Source organism: Nocardia sp. NPDC101769, assembly GCF_044766925.1.
Classification (GTDB): Bacteria; Actinomycetota; Actinomycetes; order Mycobacteriales; family Mycobacteriaceae; genus Nocardia.
The window spans coordinates 489,734-506,206 of the sequence record NZ_JBIWMX010000002.1; the positions used below are offsets into that span (position 1 = coordinate 489,734).

At 69.8% G+C, this 16,473-nt stretch carries 14 protein-coding genes, 1 tRNA gene and 1 pseudogene; 5 read left to right on the forward strand and 11 right to left on the reverse strand.

What is annotated here, in order from left to right:
• Positions 1 to 146 precede the first annotated feature (146 nt).
• Positions 147 to 1,709 (reverse strand): alpha/beta fold hydrolase, encoded by a 1,563-nt coding sequence (locus ACIRRA_RS05300; protein WP_402763340.1) that lies wholly within the window; start codon positions 1,707 to 1,709, stop codon positions 147 to 149.
• A 32-nt stretch (positions 1,710 to 1,741) separates the two neighbouring features.
• Complete coding sequence (locus ACIRRA_RS05305) at positions 1,742 to 2,515, reverse strand: pyrimidine reductase family protein (RefSeq protein WP_402763343.1); 774 nt, start codon at positions 2,513 to 2,515, stop codon at positions 1,742 to 1,744.
• A 35-nt stretch (positions 2,516 to 2,550) separates the two neighbouring features.
• Between ACIRRA_RS05305 and zapE the strand changes: the two genes are divergently transcribed.
• The 3 genes and pseudogenes from zapE to ACIRRA_RS05320 all read left to right on the forward strand — a co-directional run.
• A complete protein-coding gene (gene zapE, locus ACIRRA_RS05310) occupies positions 2,551 to 3,573 on the forward strand; it encodes a cell division protein ZapE (protein ID WP_402763346.1) in 1,023 nt (340 codons plus the stop codon).
• Between the two features lie 153 nt (positions 3,574 to 3,726).
• Positions 3,727 to 4,533 carry a tyrosine-protein phosphatase gene (locus ACIRRA_RS05315; protein WP_402763349.1) on the forward strand — a complete coding sequence of 269 codons (807 nt, stop codon included), beginning with the start codon at positions 3,727 to 3,729 and terminating at the stop codon, positions 4,531 to 4,533.
• Between the two features lie 18 nt (positions 4,534 to 4,551).
• Positions 4,552 to 5,010, forward strand: a pseudogene (locus ACIRRA_RS05320) (ATP-binding cassette domain-containing protein); the annotation flags it as partial.
• Here the strand turns inward: ACIRRA_RS05320 and ACIRRA_RS05325 are convergent.
• Positions 4,986 to 5,510, reverse strand: a complete 525-nt coding sequence (locus ACIRRA_RS05325) for a GNAT family N-acetyltransferase (protein WP_402763716.1) — start codon at positions 5,508 to 5,510, stop codon at positions 4,986 to 4,988. The pseudogene ACIRRA_RS05320 and the gene ACIRRA_RS05325 sit on opposite strands and share 25 nt — an antisense overlap.
• 20 nt (positions 5,511 to 5,530) lie before the next feature.
• A complete protein-coding gene (locus ACIRRA_RS05330; RefSeq protein WP_402763352.1) occupies positions 5,531 to 6,763 on the reverse strand; it encodes an MFS transporter in 1,233 nt (410 codons plus the stop codon).
• A gap of 221 nt (positions 6,764 to 6,984) precedes the next feature.
• Here ACIRRA_RS05330 and ACIRRA_RS05335 point away from each other — a divergent pair, with 221 nt between their 5' ends.
• Positions 6,985 to 8,016: a hypothetical protein gene (locus tag ACIRRA_RS05335; RefSeq protein ID WP_402763354.1), complete on the forward strand. Its 1,032-nt coding sequence runs from the start codon at positions 6,985 to 6,987 to the stop codon at positions 8,014 to 8,016.
• Between the two features lie 143 nt (positions 8,017 to 8,159).
• Positions 8,160 to 9,587, forward strand: coding sequence for a rifampin monooxygenase (rox, locus tag ACIRRA_RS05340; protein ID WP_402763356.1), 1,428 nt, complete (start codon positions 8,160 to 8,162; stop codon positions 9,585 to 9,587).
• Positions 9,588 to 9,679: 92 nt separating this feature from the next.
• Here rox and ACIRRA_RS05345 read toward each other — a convergent pair whose 3' ends face one another.
• The 7 genes from ACIRRA_RS05345 to ACIRRA_RS05375 all read right to left on the reverse strand — a co-directional run bounded on the left by ACIRRA_RS05345 (position 9,680) and on the right by ACIRRA_RS05375 (position 16,168).
• A complete protein-coding gene (locus ACIRRA_RS05345; protein ID WP_402763358.1) occupies positions 9,680 to 10,864 on the reverse strand; it encodes a hypothetical protein in 1,185 nt (394 codons plus the stop codon).
• Between the two features lie 99 nt (positions 10,865 to 10,963).
• Positions 10,964 to 11,263: a hypothetical protein gene (locus ACIRRA_RS05350; protein WP_354837076.1), complete on the reverse strand. Its 300-nt coding sequence runs from the start codon at positions 11,261 to 11,263 to the stop codon at positions 10,964 to 10,966.
• Positions 11,264 to 11,379: 116 nt separating this feature from the next.
• A tRNA-Gly gene (locus ACIRRA_RS05355) sits at positions 11,380 to 11,452 on the reverse strand.
• 150 nt (positions 11,453 to 11,602) lie between these two features.
• Positions 11,603 to 12,799 (reverse strand): hypothetical protein, encoded by a 1,197-nt coding sequence (locus tag ACIRRA_RS05360; protein ID WP_402763361.1) that lies wholly within the window; start codon positions 12,797 to 12,799, stop codon positions 11,603 to 11,605.
• The gene (locus ACIRRA_RS05365) at positions 12,796 to 14,478 is read right to left on the reverse strand and encodes a cutinase family protein (protein ID WP_402763364.1); all 1,683 of its coding nucleotides are present in this window, start codon (positions 14,476 to 14,478) and stop codon (positions 12,796 to 12,798) included. Before ACIRRA_RS05365 ends, ACIRRA_RS05360 begins: the two co-directional genes overlap by 4 nt.
• Before the next feature lie 17 nt (positions 14,479 to 14,495).
• Positions 14,496 to 15,206, reverse strand: coding sequence for a hypothetical protein (locus ACIRRA_RS05370; RefSeq protein WP_402763366.1), 711 nt, complete (start codon positions 15,204 to 15,206; stop codon positions 14,496 to 14,498).
• A 158-nt stretch (positions 15,207 to 15,364) separates the two neighbouring features.
• Entirely contained in the window at positions 15,365 to 16,168 is an 804-nt protein-coding gene (locus ACIRRA_RS05375; protein WP_402763369.1) for a MinD/ParA family protein, read from the reverse strand.
• Positions 16,169 to 16,473: the final 305 nt, after the last annotated feature.

A 16,473-nucleotide genomic window follows, 5' to 3' on the forward strand; every position in this document is an offset into this window, starting at 1 on the left:
CATGCGCCGACCCGCCTAATGCGTTGTGCGGGCCACACCACACACACCGGTCGGATAAAACCCCGGCCAGCCCCGAATGCTCAAGCCGGTCAAGCACACTCCGCACTCCATCGAGTAGTGACCGGCGTCACTTCACAGGTGTGTACTCAGGCCGGGCAGGCGGTGCCGTCGGCGGGCAGCGTGGCGTCCTTCAGGTAGTCGGCGAGGGACTGCTGGGCGCAGCCGGAGTGGGCGAAGGTCGGGTGCCCCCAGCCCTGCCAGACGACGGTGGAGGTGCGTGCGCCCGCCGCGCCGAGCGCGCCGGTGACGGTGGGCCGGCCGTCCTGGCCGGTGACGGGGTCGGCGCTGCCACCGAGCACCAGGACCGGCAGGTCGAGCTTGTCGGGCAGGGTCATGGGGGTGGCGGCGGGCCAGGCCGAGCAGGCCATCAGGTCGATGGCCGCGACCTTGCCGAACACCGGATACTGTGTACCCCAGGTGGTTTCGAGCTCCTTGGCCTTGGCGGGGGTGGAGGGCTCGTGATTGTCGCTGCAGCGGTTGACGAATTGACCGTCGGTGGCGACCCCCGCGGCGGCGCGCAGCACGAACGGCGTGATCGGGCCGTGGTCGCCCTTGCCGAGGGCGCTGAGGGCGTCGGCGAATTCGCTGATCTGCGCGTTGCCGGGCGCCCGGGAGTCGCCGAGGAAGCCGCTCAGGGTGGTCACCAGCACGGCGGCCGACAGGTCGCCGAGCTGTCCGGCGCCGGCCCGGTTCACCAGATCGACGACGGCTGCCCGCGGGTCGCCCCCGAGCGAGCAGTTCAGCGAGGCGCACCGCTGCCCGAACGCGGTGAGCGCGGCCTCCTGTCCCTTGACCCGCTGCTCGGCGCGCCCGTTGGCGTCCGTGCCGACCCCCTGCGGCGAGTCCAGCACCAGCCGGCCCAGATGCTGTCCGTACTTCCGCGCGTAGTTCAACGCCACGTTCGTGCCGGTGCCGGTGCCCAGCAGCGCGAGATGGTCCACCTGCAACTGCTTGCGCAGCTGCTCGAGGTCGTCGGCGGCGTGTGGTGCGTCGAAGGTGGCCTGGGCCGGGGCCAGGAAGTCCAGGCAGGCGACGGTGGCGTCGCGCCCGACGGTGCTCATGGTGTCCACGGCATCGGTTGCGCCCCGGGTGAATTGGGTCTGATCGGCGATGGCCTTGCGTTGCGGGTCGGTCATGCAGGTCACCGGCTGGGAGCTGCCGATGCCGCGCCGGTCGACCGCGATGATCGGCCGCGCGGCCAGCAGCGCGCTGGCGGGCCCGGCCGCGAGCCCGGCCAGGGTGGCAGTCGAGGACCGGTCGGAACCGGAGGTCAGGATGAGCGGCGCGGCGTCCTTGGGCGTCCGGTCGTAGCGGGCCCGCATGGCCGCATTGCGGAAGTTGCCCGCCACATTTCCGGCCACATCCACCTGCGAGGTGTATTCGGCGCATTCGAGCACCAGCCCCTGCGGCGGCGCGCCCAGCGACAGCAGGTTCAATGTCGGTGCGGTGCAGTCCTTCCAGGCCAGGTCGGCCTTGGGTACCTCGGGTGCGGGCGGGGTCGCGTCGGCGGGCGCGGTGGAGGTGGCGATTCCGGCCTGATGCGGCTGTTCCACGGCGACGGCGGGCCGGTCGGACGGCCCGGCCCCACAGGCGGTGGTCACCAATATCGACAGTGTCGACGCCAGCAGAGCGGCCCGAGTCCAGCGCATGCGCTACAGCCTGCCAGGTCCGGCACGCGGTTTCAGCCTCGGGTGTGCGCGCGTTCCCATCGGGTCAGGATCGTGCCGTCGGTGTCGAGCAGCAGGTGGCGGGGGCTCATCGGGGTGGGCAGGGCCTTGGGGGACACCGCGATTCGCCCCGCTGTCCCGCCCACCAGCTGCGGGGATACGGTCAGGCACAGCTCGTCCACAGCCGCGGCGGTGAGGAATTGGCCGAACAGTGAGGGCCCGCCCTCGCACAGCACTCGCCGCAGTCCGAGACCGTCCAGTGCGGTGCGGACGGCGGTCACGGTGGATTCGTTCGCGTCGGATTCGATCACTTCGGCGCCCGCGTCGAGGAGCCGCTTCTTGCGGTCGCCGGGCGCGGCGGTGGTGGTGAGGATGATCGGCCGCGCCCCGGTGTCGGTGAACAGCTTGCTCGCCGGATCCAGCGCGGCGGAGCCGGTGACGACCGCGATGCGCGGCGGCGTCCCGTCCGGATCGCCGCCGAGTCCCTCCCGGTGCAGCCGCTTGCGCAGTTCCGAATCGGTGTGTGCCGCACCGTAGTTCTCCGCGCGCACGGTTCCTGCTCCGACCAGCACCACGTCGGCCAGATCCCGCAGCAGCGCGAAGACCTGCCTGTCGGCGGGCGTGCCCAGCGCGCCGGAGCGCCCGTCCACGCTGACCGCGCCGTCGATGCTGGTGACGAAGTTGACACGGACGTACGGTGCGGATGGCTCGACCGGATACGCGTATAACTCGACCAGGTCGTCGCGGGTGAGATCTGTGAGCTGAATCGCATTCGGCATACGCTGCATAAGGACCCATCCCACCACGCATCTACGCTGACGCAGTGCAACAACGCCTCGTCGATCGCCACCCGGAGGTTCCGGCAGACCAGCTCGTGGCCCAGATGGTTCCCCCGCCCACCTTCGACGAGGTGAGCTTCGGTTCCTATATCCCGGATCCGAAGGAACCGTCCCAGGCCGCGGCCGTGCTGAAGGCCGAGCTGTTCGCGGATCAGGTGACCAAGCTCCGCAAGTCCGCGGACAAGAAGAGCCTGTTCGGTAAGAAGAAGCAGGTGCACGGCATCGGCCTGTACCTGGACGGCGGCTTCGGTGTGGGCAAGACCCACCTGCTGGCCTCGATCTTCCACAGCGTGCCGGAGCCCAAGTCCTTCGGCACCTTCGGTGAGGTCACCAATCTGGTTGGCGCGCTGGGCTTCAACAATGCCGTCGAGCGGCTCTCGGCCAACAGCGTGCTGTGCATCGACGAGTTCGAGCTCGACGATCCGGGCGACACCATGCTGGTCTCGCGCCTGCTCACCGAGCTGACCGACCGCGGCGTCTCCGTGGTCGCCACCTCCAACACCCTGCCGGGCCAGCTGGGTGAGGGCCGCTTCGCCGCTCAGGACTTCCTGCGCGAGATCAAGAAGCTGGGTGCGCTGTTCGAGGCCGTCCGCGTCGACGGCCCCGACTACCGGCACCGCGATCTGCCGCCCGCCCCGGAGCCCACCGCTCCCGAGCTGCTGGCCGAGAAGGCCGCCGACACACCGGGTTCCACGCTCGACGACTTCGACGCGCTGGTGAAGCACCTGAGCACGCTGCACCCGTCCCGCTACGGCGCCCTGATCCACGACGTCTCGGCCGTGTACATCTCGGATGTGCACCCGGTGACCGATCAGGCGGTCGCGCTGCGCATCGTGGTGCTCGCCGACCGTCTGTACGACGCGGGCATCCCGGTCACCATCTCGGGCGCGAAGCTGGATCAGATCTTCACCCAGGAGATGCTCGACGGCGGCTACCGCAAGAAGTACCTGCGCGCGATCTCGCGTCTGCTGGCGCTGTCGCGGTTCGAAGCCCCGGCTCACGTGTAACCGCAGCACCGGCCCACGCGTAACTGCCGGTCCGGCACGCACGTAACCGCCAGGTAGGACCCGGTTTCTCTCATAGTTTCCTTAGGTAATAAATTCCGGGGGTCAGCGAAAGCCGGGCCGGATTCGGTTTTCGGCCCCGGAAGGAGATCTGCCTTGCGTAACCGTGCTGTCCAAGCCGCTGCGGTGGTCACCATCGCCCTGTCCGCGAGCCTCGGGTCGGTGGCGACCGCCTTCGCCGCCGACCCGCCCGCCGCCACCAGCAGCGTGCTCGTCGATACCGACAACCGTGCCCTCGGCCTGACCGGCGTGCTCAACGCCCGGGACGCCGGCGGCTACCAGACCATGAACGGCCACACCGTGCGCACCGGTCTGGTCTTCCGCACCGGCGACCTGAGCAAGGCCACCGATGCCGACCTGGCCAAGCTGGCGTCGCTGAACGTGGCGTCCATCCACGATCTGCGCACCACCTACGAGCAGCAGTTCATGGGCGTGGACAAGGTCCCCGCCGGCGCCGCCGAGCACCACGACGACATCATCGGCCAGGCCCCGCCGCAGGTGATGGCCTCGACCCTGTCCGCGGGCACCGACCTGTATCGCGCCTTCATCACCGCTCCGGGCGCGAACGAGGGCTTCGCGAACGTGCTGCGCGACATCGCCTACAACCCGGGCGGCGTGCTGTTCCACTGCACAGCGGGCAAGGATCGCACCGGCTGGACCTCGGCAGTGCTGCTGACCATCCTGGGCGTGGACAAGGACACGGTCTACTACGACTACCTGCTGTCCAACTACTACCGGGGCGCCAAGGACGGCGACATGATGAACGGCGTCACCGCCTCGGCGCTGGATTCGGCCTTCGACCAGGTCGACAAGAGCTACGGCAGCTTCGACAACTATGTGCGCGACGGCCTGCGGCTCTCCGACGCGGACGTGGCCGCGCTGAAGGCGAAACTGCTGGCCTGACAAGGTCGTTCACGATGTGACGGCGAACGCCGGGTGGTCTCACCGCCCGGCGTTTTCCTTGTCCACGGGGGAGTTGGGTGCGCGGCGGGCCAGAGTCTGGAGCTGCCGCCCACCGCCACAGTCGGCGCGGCAATCGACTTGGCCCTCAGCGATATTCGTGACCCGGAGGCCCGGATGCGTACGGCCGAGGCCGAATTGACCGCGCCCGGCACGCTCGGCCGCCGCTGGGCACGATGTCCGGCGGTCAGCGCCGCCGCCTGGCGCTGGCGGCCACCCTGGCCTCCGCACCGGAGTTGCTGTTGCTCGACGAGCCCACCAACGACCTTGACGGCAATGCCTCCGGCCCTGGTGGAGGATCTGGAGCAGGCCCTGGACGGTTACCCCGGCGCGGTGGTGCGGGTGACCCACGATCGCTGGATGCGGCAACGCTTCTCGGGTCGCCGCCTGGAGCTTCAGAACTCGTGCAGCATGACGTAGTCGTGGTGCAGCTGGCTGCCGACGGTGAAGGTCTTGGTGCCGGCGACGGTGAAGCCGTGTTTGCCGTAGAAGCGCTGTGCGCGCGCGTTCTGCTGGTTCACGCCCAGCCACACGGCCTTGCTGCTGTCGGCCCGGGAGCGCTCGAGCGCGCTCTGCATGAGTGCCGCCGAGACGCCTTTGCCGTGCTGACCGGGCAGCACGTACATCTTGCTGAGCTCGGTCACCGGGCGCAGGGTGATGACCTCCGCCACGGCGGGATCGGCCGGCTCCGTGGCATCGAGCAGCGCGTAACCGACGATCTCGCCGCCCAGCACCGCCTTCAGAACCACACGGCCGGGATCGGCGAGGTACTCGCGGAACCGGTCCGCGGACAGCACCTCCGCGATGAAGGCGGCCATGTCCTCGGCTGTGGATCCGGGCGGGCAGGCCAGCGGAAAGGTCGCGGCGGCGACGGCGGCGAGTTCGCCGGCGTCGTCCGCGGTCGCCGATGTGATGGCCATTGTGTCGCTCACCGTTCCAGTCAAGCAGGCTCCGCGGCGGGCTGGGCGGCCGCGGGGGCGTCGTCGGTGCGGCGGTGGAAGACCCGCGCGCAGCCGATCAGCACCACCGCGAAGGCGAGCGGTATCGCGAATCCGGCACGCAGATTGGCGGCGTCGGCGACCGCGCCCACCACCGCGCCGCCGACCAGGGTGCCCGCGTAGTTGAACAGGTTGAGCCGCGCGATGAGCGCGTCCAGTTCGCGTCCGCTGGTGAGTTGCCCGGCCTCGCTGAAGCACAGCGGCGCGATCACCGGCAATCCGATTCCGGCGACCAGGAATCCGAGGATCGCGGCCACCGGTCCCGGGGCGGTGACCACGATCACCAGGCCGACCGACCCGACCGCCGCGGCCACCCGCACCACCGCGCGCGGCCCGAACCGGCGCACCCACAGGTCGCCGGTGAGGCGGCCGAGCAGCGACGCGCCCTGGTAGGCGGCCAGCGCCAGCGCGGCGGTCGCGGAGGAGGACAGCAGTTCGTCCTTCAGATACAGCGCCGACCAGTTGCCCACCGCCAGGTCGATGGCGAAGGCGAGGGCGATCACCGCGCCGAAGATCCAGAAGATGCGCATCGGCACCGAGCCGGCCGGTTCGTGTTCGGCCGGACCGGCTTCCGCCTCGTCGGTGCCCAGCAGTCGAGGTCCCGCTGCCAGGCAGCCGATGGCCACCACCGCCGCGGCCACCAGGATCGACGCCTGCAACGGCACCTTCAGCGCCTCGAACGCCGAGACGAACAGCGCGCCGGCGATCGATCCCGCACTCCAGGCCGCGTAGAACGAGACCAGAATGAATCGGCCATAGCCATGTTGTATGAATACCGCCTGCATATTGGTCCCGGCGTCCACGATGCCGACGGCCACGCCGTACACGCCCAGGGCCACGAAGGCCGCGATGATGTTCGGCGACAGCGCGATCGCCACACCGGAGACCGCGATCAGCGCCAGCCCGATCCGCAGCGCGGTGCGGCTCGACCAGTGCAGCGCGATCCGCTCGGCGGTGATGCTGCCCGCGCCCGCGAGCAGGGAGATGAGCGCGACGATCGCCACGATCAGTCCGTCGGAGAGCGTGAATTTGTCCTTCAGCTGCGGGAGCTCGGTGAGAATCACGGCCAGGAAGAACCCCTGCAGCGCGAATGCCACCGAGTTCGCGGAGCGCGCCGCCCGCAATGTCGGATGGAGAGCGCTGAGCTGCGGCTTCGGGGACTGACTCGGGGGCATTTCGAAAGAGTAGCGGCGGCGGGCCGGGCCGGCATCCCGGGCACGGGTTACGATCCGCGCCGTGCTTGATCACACGCGGCTCGCGGTTGGGTAACGAATCTGGTCGCTTTCGTGTCTTCGGGCGCATGCCCTGCGGCACTCTGGAAGTGACGGCTCGGGCTGGTGGTTTCCGATACAACGGAAACGGTCCTTGCGGTGAGTGTGGTGGCTGGGGTGATCTTGTGAGCACGAGGCGAGTGGAAGTTCCGCGGGAGCGGTCGGTGGCCCTGGCCGACCCGGATCCGCGCGCGAATTCTGCGACGGCCGTGGGGGATTCGGACAAGTCTGTGCGTGGGACGGTGGAGAAGTCTGTGCGGGGCGACGCGGACGCGGCTGTCCGCGGTGCTGACGGGCGTGGCCATGCGGCGGGGGAACGGTGCCGGGAAACCGACTGTGCGGACTGCCGCTGGGATGTGCAGCGGCTCAAATTCTGGCTGCGCGGTCGGCTGCTGGCGGCCGGTGCCGAGGATGTTCAGCTGGATGTCGCTGTCGGCGCGCAGCTCTCGGATGTGCTGTGGCGCAAGGGTGATCGCTGCGGCGCAATCGAGGTGTCCAGCGCGCCACCCGAGTTGGCGCGCGCCCGCGCGGTCACCGCAGAGCTTCGAGCCGGCGGTTGCGGCGAAGTGCTGTGGATCTGCCCGCCGGGTTTCTGGACCGCGCAGCTGCCCGCGCTCGGCCTCGACGACTTCGCCGCCGAGGGTTGCGAGTACCGGGTGGTCGGCGGCATGCTGTCCTCCGGCCCGGGCGGTGTGGTGTCGGCTCGCCAATCCGCCTGTGAACTACGTGAATTCGTGACCGGCTGGGTGGCCGGAGAAATAGCGTTCGGCTGCCGCGACGAGCACACGGGAGGATGGGCGACGGTGACCGACTGGGAACGCCACACTCGGACACAGGCGGCCGTCATCGCACGGCAGCGCCAGGAACTCATGAATCAGCGCACCGCTCTGGCGCTGGCCCGCAAGGCCACCCGCGACAAGACCAAGCAGCTGCTGCGCATGACCCACCGCCTGGAGCGTGCGGAGATCGCCGCCCAGCAGCAGGCCGATGATCTGGCCCAGACCCGCCGCAAGATCGCCGACCACAATCGGGTCGACGCCACGCTCCGGCTCACGGTCGCCGGCCAGAAGTCCGCGATCCTGCACTGGCAGCTGATCACCTGGTTCGCGGTGATGGTGATCATCACCCTCATCGCCGCGGGCATGGTTCTGAAGTAGCCGTCGTATCGCGAATTGCGACCTGAATTTCCCTCCCCTTTCAACGTATATCGCAGAGGGGGTCTTGCGGCAAGGCCCCGGGGGTGCCGCAGAATCGTCGGCCGAAGGGCGATTACCTGCGGAAATCAGGAGGATGGCGATTCATGGCCGAGGTGATCATTGCGGGTGCCGGGCCGACGGGATTGATGCTGGCCGCGGAGTTGCGGTTGCATGGGGTGGATGTGGTCGTGCTGGATCGGGATCCGGAGCCGACCAAGGTGGTGCGGGCGATGGGGATGCACGCACGCAGTGTCGAGGTGCTGGATCAGCGTGGTGTGGCGGATCGATTCCTGGCGCTGGGCAAGCAGCACGATCCGAGTGCCTTCTTCGCCGGGATCGTGCCCGCGCGGCCGGTGCGCTTGGACACCACGTTTCCGTTCGTGCTGGGTCTGCTGCAGCCGATCACGGATCGCCTGCTGGCGGAGCGCGCGGTCGAGCTGGGGGCGGAGATCCGGCGCGGGTGTGAGGTAACCGGGCTGAGTCAGGACGCGAACGAGGTGACGGCCGAGTTGGCCGACGGTTCCCAGCTGCGCTCGCGCTACCTGGTCGGCTGTGACGGCGGCCGGTCCACGGTGCGGAAATTGCTCGGCATCGGGTTCCCGGGCGCCCCCGCCCGCCTCGAGACGCTGATGGGCGAGGTGGAGCTGACCACACCGCAGGAGGAGGTGATGGCGCTGGTCACCGAACTGCACAAGACGCATCGGCGCTTCGGTGCCATGCCGCTGGGCAATGGCGTGTACCGGCTGGGCGCCCCCGCCGACGGCGTGGCCGAGGACAGTGACGTCCCGCCCACCCTCGACGAGCTCAAGCGTCAGGTCCGGGCCGTGGCGGGCACCGATTTCGGCGCCCACTCACCCCGCTGGCTCTCCCGCTTCGGCGACGCCACCCGCCTGGCCGACCGCTACCGGTCCGGTCGCGTCTTCTTGGCGGGCGATGCTGCGCACATTCACCCGCCCAATGGCGGTCAGGGCCTCAACCTCGGCGTCCAGGACGCGTTCAACCTGGGCTGGAAGCTCGCCGCGGCCGTGAACGGCTGGGCCCCGGCCGATCTCCTCGACACCTACGAATCCGAACGCCGCCCGGTGGCCGCCGACGTCCTCGATACCGCCCGCGCCATGAGCGAACTCACCTCGCTCGAACCCGGCCCCCAGGCCCTGCGCCGCCTGCTCACCCAGCTGATGGAATTCGAAGAGGTCCACCGGTTCCTGATCGAGCGCGTCACCGCCCTCGGCGTCCGCTACGACTTCGGCCTGGGCGACGACCTCCGCGGTCGCCGCCAGTGTGACGTGGCCCTGAAGCGCGGCCGCCTCTACGAGCTCATGCACCGGGGCCGCGGCCTGCTCCTCGATCAGACCGGCCAGTTGTCGGTCCATGGCTGGTCCGACCGCGTCGACCACGTGGTCGACGTCAGCGACGAACTCACCGCCCCCGCCCTCCTGCTGCGCCCGGACGGCCACATCGCCTGGGCGGGCTCCGACCAGCAGGACCTGCTCGAAGTCCTGCCCCGCTGGTTCGGCACCGCCACAATCTGATTCGGCGCGCTCTGGACCGATTCGGCGCCACGACAGGCCGATTCGGCCGTGACCGAAATTCCTCTGTGAGAGCTCCCTGATCTTCGAAAGGGTCAGGGGGTCAGGCGGAAGGGGGCGCGGAGCCAGTGCCAGTTGTGGCGTAGGACGAGGGCGGCCAGGTCGAGGAGGTCGATTCCGGTCTCGGTGCGGTAGGCGTCGATGGTCGACCAGGTCATCGGACCCGTGGACAGGCGGCTCGTCAGGGTGGACTCGTGGTGGCGGTTCACGGTGCGCGACAGCAGTTCCGGGATGCCGTGGCGGCTGCCGGTCCAGGTGAGCCAGCCCCAGCCGCGGGAGAAGGCGTGGGCACGGGTGGCGGCGGAGCGGGCGCGCTGTGGGTGCAGTGCGGTGTGGGCGAGGGGGAGGACGTCGATGAGGACGGTGCGGCCATCGGTGAATCGCGCTGCGGCGGTGGGGTAGTGGACGCGGTCGGCGCCGTCGAGTTCGTAGGTGACGGCGGCGGGCAGCTCGCGGAAGGATTCCACGCGCGGGCTGGCGTCCAGCAGGCGGAGCAGGCGCGCCTGCAGGGCGGTGTCGAAAGTGACTTCGCGGCCGAGCTTTTCGGAGTACATGCGCCCGCGCCCGTCATCGTCGTAGTCCAGGCGTCCGGCCGGGAGGACCGGAAGTTCCTCGGGACTGCCGTCGCCCCATTCGACGCGCCGCAGCCACGTGTTCCACATGTCGTCGGGTGTGTCATCGGATTGCGCCGCGGGCAGCAGATGCCAGCGTCCCTTCTGCTGCCAGCCCGCGATGCGCTGGAAGACGAAGCCCGCCAGTCGTTTCGAGTCCTGCAGATCGTGCCCGGCGAGCCGTAGCTTCAGATACGCCCAGTCCTGTGCCGCGATATCGCCGTCGGTGGCATAGGTTTCCGCGAGCAGCGTCCGCACCAGTCGCTCGTCACCCCACCCCACGGGATACCGTTCCGCGAACACCCCCAGATCGTGCTGCCCGGTGGCCATTGTCTGCCGCAGCATGGTGCCCACGGCCCGCGTGTACAGCTGCCGCGCCCGATCGCGTGACACCCCGAATCGCGCACCCAGCAGCATGAGCGTCTCCGGACCCTCCCCGTCCAGTCCGAGCCGGCAGGTGATCAGCTCGGCATCGCGCGGCCGATCGGCCACGACATCGCCGACCATGGCGGCCAGCACCTCATTGACATGCTCCAGCCCGAAGTCGACTCCCTCGGCCGGGTCGTCGCGCGGTGTGGCGCGCGCGGTGCGTGCATCGCTCGTCGTCAAGGCCCCTACCCGTCTTCGCCAGTCTGTTCGACGAGCCTAACGGTGCCCACCGACACACGGCGCACCACGCGCTGAACGGCCGGAATTGCCGTGGAACGGTCAGGATCCGATGACGGCATTCATGATGGTGCCCGCGCTGGTGGCGATGATCCCGCCGATCATCGCTCCGGCCACCATCTTCGGGGAGGCGAGCCCGCCACCCGACCACTTCTCCCAGGCGAAGCGGCCACCGGCGTAGGTGATGCCCAGGACACCCGACAGCAACACGAACCAGGTGAAGTACCGGACGAGCTTCATGAGCTTGTCCGCCACCGGCGGTGTCTCCGGTGTCGGATTGCCGAGCTGGGCGAGCACGGCGTGTTGGGAAAGCACAGTGTCGTGGAAGGCGCTGAGCAACATGGTCACTCTGACAAGGTTACCGCGAAATCGCGCCGATATGGCTGCGAATGTACTCGGAATCTACTGTGTGAGAACAACTTTCGCGGCTCAGGCTCTGCGTCTCGTTGTCTGTGTTGAGCGGATGACGGGATTCGAACCCGCGACCCTCACCTTGGCAAGGTGATGCGCTACCAGCTGCGCTACATCCGCATCGCTTCCGTCCGGCCCGTTTCGGCCCGCCCGGCTGCGAGAGAGAACATTAGCCCACCTTCCCCGCATTTCCAAAACGCCTGGCAAACCCCGAGTTGCCCCGGTGCGCTGCCAGGGCGGGGTGGTGGCGTTCCGGTTGTGGCGCGGTGGCTATTTGGGGGTGTCCTCGTTCATGGGCACGATGGCGGAGACGAGCGTCGCGTCTCCGATCTTGGTGGTGATGACCAGCTGTGGGGACCAGGTGCGTTTGGTGGCGTCGGGGTGCTGTTCGGTGACGACCATGATGTGCTGGCCGTCGAAGGGGCCGGGCATGATCTGCACGCAGTAGGTGGTGCCCACCGGGATGCTGTCGATGCCGGCCTGGATCTGGTCGACGGTCGGCGTGGGTGCGTCCGGCGCGAACATCTCACGGACCGCCTTGCCGGAACGGTCGACGTAGTAGCGGTTCTGCAGCGCGAGAATGGCGTCCGGGCCGGATTTGGTGCTGCCGGGACCATTGCCGCGGACATTGCCGCCGTTCACCTCATTGGGGCAGAAGTTGGCGGGCGGGCCCGACGCCGGTTGGTCGGTGGGTGACGCTGCGGCGGGTGTGGATGCGGCGGGTGCGGCCGCAGGGGTGGCGACATGGGGTTTCGCGGGCGCGTCGCCGCCGGTGACCTTGGCGATCTGGACCGCGATCGCGGCCGTCACCGCGAGGACGGCGAGCAGGCCCAGCAGGGGGACGGCCCACTGACCGCCGTTCAGCGTGGGGAGCGCGAATCTCGGTCGCGACCTGGTCGGCCGCGCGGCCCGCTTCAAGGGACGGCGGGCGGTCGGGTAGCCCGGCGGGGGACCGTCGGTGCCCGACGCGTGCCGGGCGAGGTCGTAGGCCGTGAGAGCTGGTGGCGGATCGCCTGCCCGGGCGCGACCCAGCCGGGCGCGGGACGCGCTCGCCCGCCGGGTGTCCGACGGGTCCTCGATCGACCGAGCGTGGGCCGAGCCGGAAGTCGGCCGGGTGCCCGGGCCGCTGTACTCCGAAGCGGCATCGGCCCAGCGGGTCGCCTGCCGGGGACTCGATTCCGCCGACCGCGGCTCGTAGTACTCGTCCTCGTCGTCGAAATCGTCGTACTCGTCGTCGAATTCGTCGGCTTCGTACTCGTCGTGACCGGCCGCATAGCTCTCGCGGCGGGCCGCGCTTCCCCTGCGGCCGCCGGACTGCTCGGGGTACTCGCCGTATCCTGCGCGTCCCGGCCCGGCCGCGCCGGTGATCCAGTCCGACCAGCTGCCCGTGTACGCCTGCGCGCCCTCGTGCGGCGGGGTGGGCGGCTCCGATTCCGTTGTCCGCGACTCCGATTCGGTGGTGCTCATGGCGTCGCCCGCGGGCTGAGGTCGGGGATCAGTGCCGCCCCGCTGGTGGTGGGTGTGGTCGGGGCGGGGGAGACGCTCAGTACCGGGACGCCGCTTTTGGGCGTGCCGGTGTCGGTGCCGCCGCCGAGCGGGAACTGCCCGTTGGGTGCGACGCTGGTGGGCGTCGTCGAGGTGCCCGCGAAATCCATTCCCAGCGTGGGTTTGTCGCTGCCGCCGCTCGGGACGGCGCCCGGGGTGGCGGCCCCGGACAGGTCGTGGGCGACGGCCGCGAACCACTGGCCGACCCAGTCGGTCGGGCTCTCCCCGAATCCCGCGCCCTGGGCATGGGTGTAGTCGTGCTTCTGTGCGGTGTCCCAGTATCGCACCCAGGTGGTGATGTCGAGCAGATCCTTGTTGTCGGTGACGTTCTGGGTGACGGCCGTGAACGCCTGCGTGGTGAGCCGGCTGATGGTGGTGGGCGGCACCAGGTTGGTGACCGCGCCGACCAGCTTGGTCCCGAACACCGCCAGTCCGGCGAGGGGGTTGGCCAGTCCGGCGGTCGCGATCTCGGTGATATTGGCCGGGGTCAGAATGTCCTTCACCACGGCCACAATGGAATTGATGGCGATGGTGCCGACCTTGAGCAGCGCCTGGAACGCCCCCGGGACGTCCACCTGGTTGTTCGGGTTGGAGGCTTCGGCGATGCGCTGCGAGATCGACTTCTGCGGCTGGTACGACAGATCCGTGAGCGAGTTGCCGGACACGTCGTTGTTCACCACCGAGGTGACGGTCTTGATCGAGGTGTAGGCCAGCGCCTCCGCGATGGACTTCAGCGACCCGATCGGGTCACCCGCCGAAATCTCGACCTGCCCAGCGATGTTGGCGACCGTCCGCACCAGCGGCGCGCCCACGGGGGTATCGCAGGCCAGGTCGCCCTCGGTGCAGAATTCGGCGACCCGCCCGACCAGGGTCCCGAAGTTCTCCAGTGTGGCGCTGTCGGGGGCGATGCCAGCCCCGGACGCGGTCTTGGTGGCGGGCGGATCCCCCAGTGCCGCCACCGATTTGCCGTCCGTGCCGGGTGCGGCGGTGGGCAGCTTCTGATCCGGCTTGCCCGGGAACAGCGGTGCGTTGGCATTGCGGTTGGGATCGCCGAAGAGCGCGACGGCCGCGATCCGGTCGGCCGGGACGGTGCCCTGGCCCGCGCCGACCTCCTGTGCGAACTGCGAGGCCACGTGTGCGCCCTGCGAGTACCCGGCGATGGCGAGTTTCGTGCTGGGGCAGCGGTCGGCGACCTGTTTGGCCATGGACCGCAGCCGGTCCAGGCCGCCGGTGACGGACTGGCTGTAGGTGGTGGTGGACACCGTCACCGCGCCGCCGAAGGACGCCTCGTAGGGCACGTAGGCGCGGTCCACCAGACCGGCGTCGCTGGCGGCGGCCATCATGGGCCGGAAGACTTCCGACAGCATGCCGGTGTCGGTGGTGACGGCGGCGTCGGGGGAGGATTCGCCGGTGCCCTGGACGCCGAGCGCGAACAGCGCCGGGCATTTGTCGATGGGGACCGTGGTGTCCGGTGGCCCGCCCCGGGCTTCCGCCGAATTCAGCACAGCAGGCCCGACGGCTGCCGTCGCCACGATGCAGACGGCTGCGGTCAAGAGTGCCGAACTCCGAAACCCCACGGTGGGCAGCAGTTTTCGATGCATGTCGCACCTCGATCAGGTTATGGACTGGCTGGTTCCGCGCCTTGCTGCGCGCGTTCGGTGATCCGCGCCCCGGCAAAGCGCGCCGCGGTGAGGATCTGCTCGGCCAGAAGCCGAACCGGTTGCGGGGGAGTACGAGTGGGATCCCCGTCGTCCACCGGTGAGCCACCGGCGGCGGGATCCCATTCCGCCATTTCGTAGGGTTCGAGGGCTCGCCACTGTTCGAGCCAGCCCAGCCGCCAGGTGCGGGCCCCGAGCGCGACGGCCAGGCCCTCCATCTCCTCGCGCCGCTGCGCGACCGGAATCGGCAGCGGCCGAGCCGAATCCGACACGGTCACCACGCCGACCACCTGACTGCCGGCGGGCGTGGCCCTGGCCTGATGCGCCAGCAGCGCCCGGTGCAGGGCATTCACCCCGTGCAGATGACTGCGCCCGACGAGCACCACCAGCGGCGAATCCAGATCCCCCGCCAGCCCGATCCGCGCGGGCCACCGCTGCCCCGCGTCCCCCGCCCAGCTGAGACTGGCCGCGAGACTGCTGACCCCCGCACCCCCGTGCACACCGACCAGCCAGACCAGTGGCGGGCGCGACGGGCGATTGGGTACCGCGCGATGCCACATCGGCACCGGAGGAGCCGCGGGCGCGGGCGGGCTCGGCGGCGGCACGTCGGAATGGTCTGCGCCGCCGCGCCATTCGCCGCCGCCCAGCGGTCGCCATGCGGTGCTCGGCACAGACGGCCGACCAGGGGTTGTCTCGTCGCCATCGAAGGGACTTGTGGCGGTTCGCGGTGCTGGACCCGAGTTGCCGGTGGCGTGCGGTGTCGGGGTGTGGGCGGTGTGCGGTGCCGGGTCCGGTTGTGGTGAGGCGCGGCGTGGGTCGTGGAGCGTGGTCATCGCAGCGCTCCGACGAGGGTGAGGTAGGCGTCGCGGGTGGGGGCGGTGAGATGGTGCCAGGTGATGGGGCCGCCGGTGGCGAGGTGGAGGTCGAAGGGGATCGGCACCACGGCGCGGACCCAGGAGCCGAGGTGGGTGCGTACATGGTCGAGAACCGCTGCGGCCGAGCCTGGTACCTGTTCGGTGAGGACGATGACCGCGTCGCCGACGACGAATTCGCTGAAGTTCTCGTCCAGCCAGGTGAGGGCGGGCTGGAGGCGGTTGATGGCGTCAGGGCGTGCGGCCACGGTGATCACCAGCCCGACCCGGGGATCCGCCAGCAGCGGAGCCGCCAGCCGGCTGGTGAGCGGTGCGCCCGCATCGAAAACCCCGAGCAGCCCGGCATTTTCGAGATGCCGCGCGACCGACACCAGGGATTCCCTGCGCGGCAATGGATCCGGCGTCCGCCCCAGCACGCGAACCCCGGTCGACGTCTGCCCCGAGTATGCGCCCACGCTCGACGCCAGCCCCGGATACGTAGTGCCGAGCCACTTCTGCAGGCTCCCCACGGGAGCCGCCGCATCGCACCCGCGCAGCGCCACGTCCCCGCCCCCGAGTGTGGCGTCCACCACTACCGGCCACACCTCGCCGTCACTGTCCACGGCCGCCGCCGCGGCCAGCCCCAGCGCCGTCGTACTGGCCCCCGACGCCCCCGACCCACCCAGCACCAGCACCGGTGGCACGGCAGCCCGCACCAGCCGCCCCTGCCCGCCCCGCAACGGCACACCATCGGTGGGCGAACCGGCGGGCCCGGGTTGCATCAGCTCACTCCACCCCGAATCCCCTGAGCCCCCAGCCTCATTCGCCCGCACCGCCTCCACCAGCCGTGCCTCCACAATCGCCCGCTGTATCGACCCGCCCGGACCGGCCGGACCGACCGGGTGCGCTGAGTCGATCTGTCCCGCAGGATCGGTTGGGTGTGCCGAGTCGATCTGCCCCGTCGGACCGGTTGGGTGTGCTGAGTCAGCGTGGCTCGACGACTCGGTTGTGCGTAATGAATCAGGTTGGCGCGCACTCGTGTTCGGGTGCTCCAGACCCGGTCGGGGTCTGGGGATTGCGGGGGGAC

Bases quoted from the DNA above. Each gene is read 5' to 3' on its own strand.
- ACIRRA_RS05375 (WP_402763369.1), bottom strand. From the start codon at position 16,168: ATGCAACCCGGGCCCGCCGGTTCGCCCACCGATGGTGTGCCGTTGCGG.
- ACIRRA_RS05350 (WP_354837076.1), bottom strand. From the start codon at position 11,263: ATGTTGCTCAGCGCCTTCCACGACACTGTGCTTTCCCAACACGCCGTG.
- ACIRRA_RS05360 (WP_402763361.1), bottom strand. From the start codon at position 12,799: ATGAGCACCACCGAATCGGAGTCGCGGACAACGGAATCGGAGCCGCCC.
- ACIRRA_RS05330 (WP_402763352.1), bottom strand. From the start codon at position 6,763: ATGCCCCCGAGTCAGTCCCCGAAGCCGCAGCTCAGCGCTCTCCATCCG.
- ACIRRA_RS05365 (WP_402763364.1), bottom strand. From the start codon at position 14,478: ATGCATCGAAAACTGCTGCCCACCGTGGGGTTTCGGAGTTCGGCACTC.
- rox (WP_402763356.1), top strand. From the start codon at position 8,160: ATGGCCGAGGTGATCATTGCGGGTGCCGGGCCGACGGGATTGATGCTG.
- ACIRRA_RS05300 (WP_402763340.1), bottom strand. From the start codon at position 1,709: ATGCGCTGGACTCGGGCCGCTCTGCTGGCGTCGACACTGTCGATATTG.
- ACIRRA_RS05325 (WP_402763716.1), bottom strand. From the start codon at position 5,510: ATGGCCATCACATCGGCGACCGCGGACGACGCCGGCGAACTCGCCGCC.
- ACIRRA_RS05305 (WP_402763343.1), bottom strand. From the start codon at position 2,515: ATGCAGCGTATGCCGAATGCGATTCAGCTCACAGATCTCACCCGCGAC.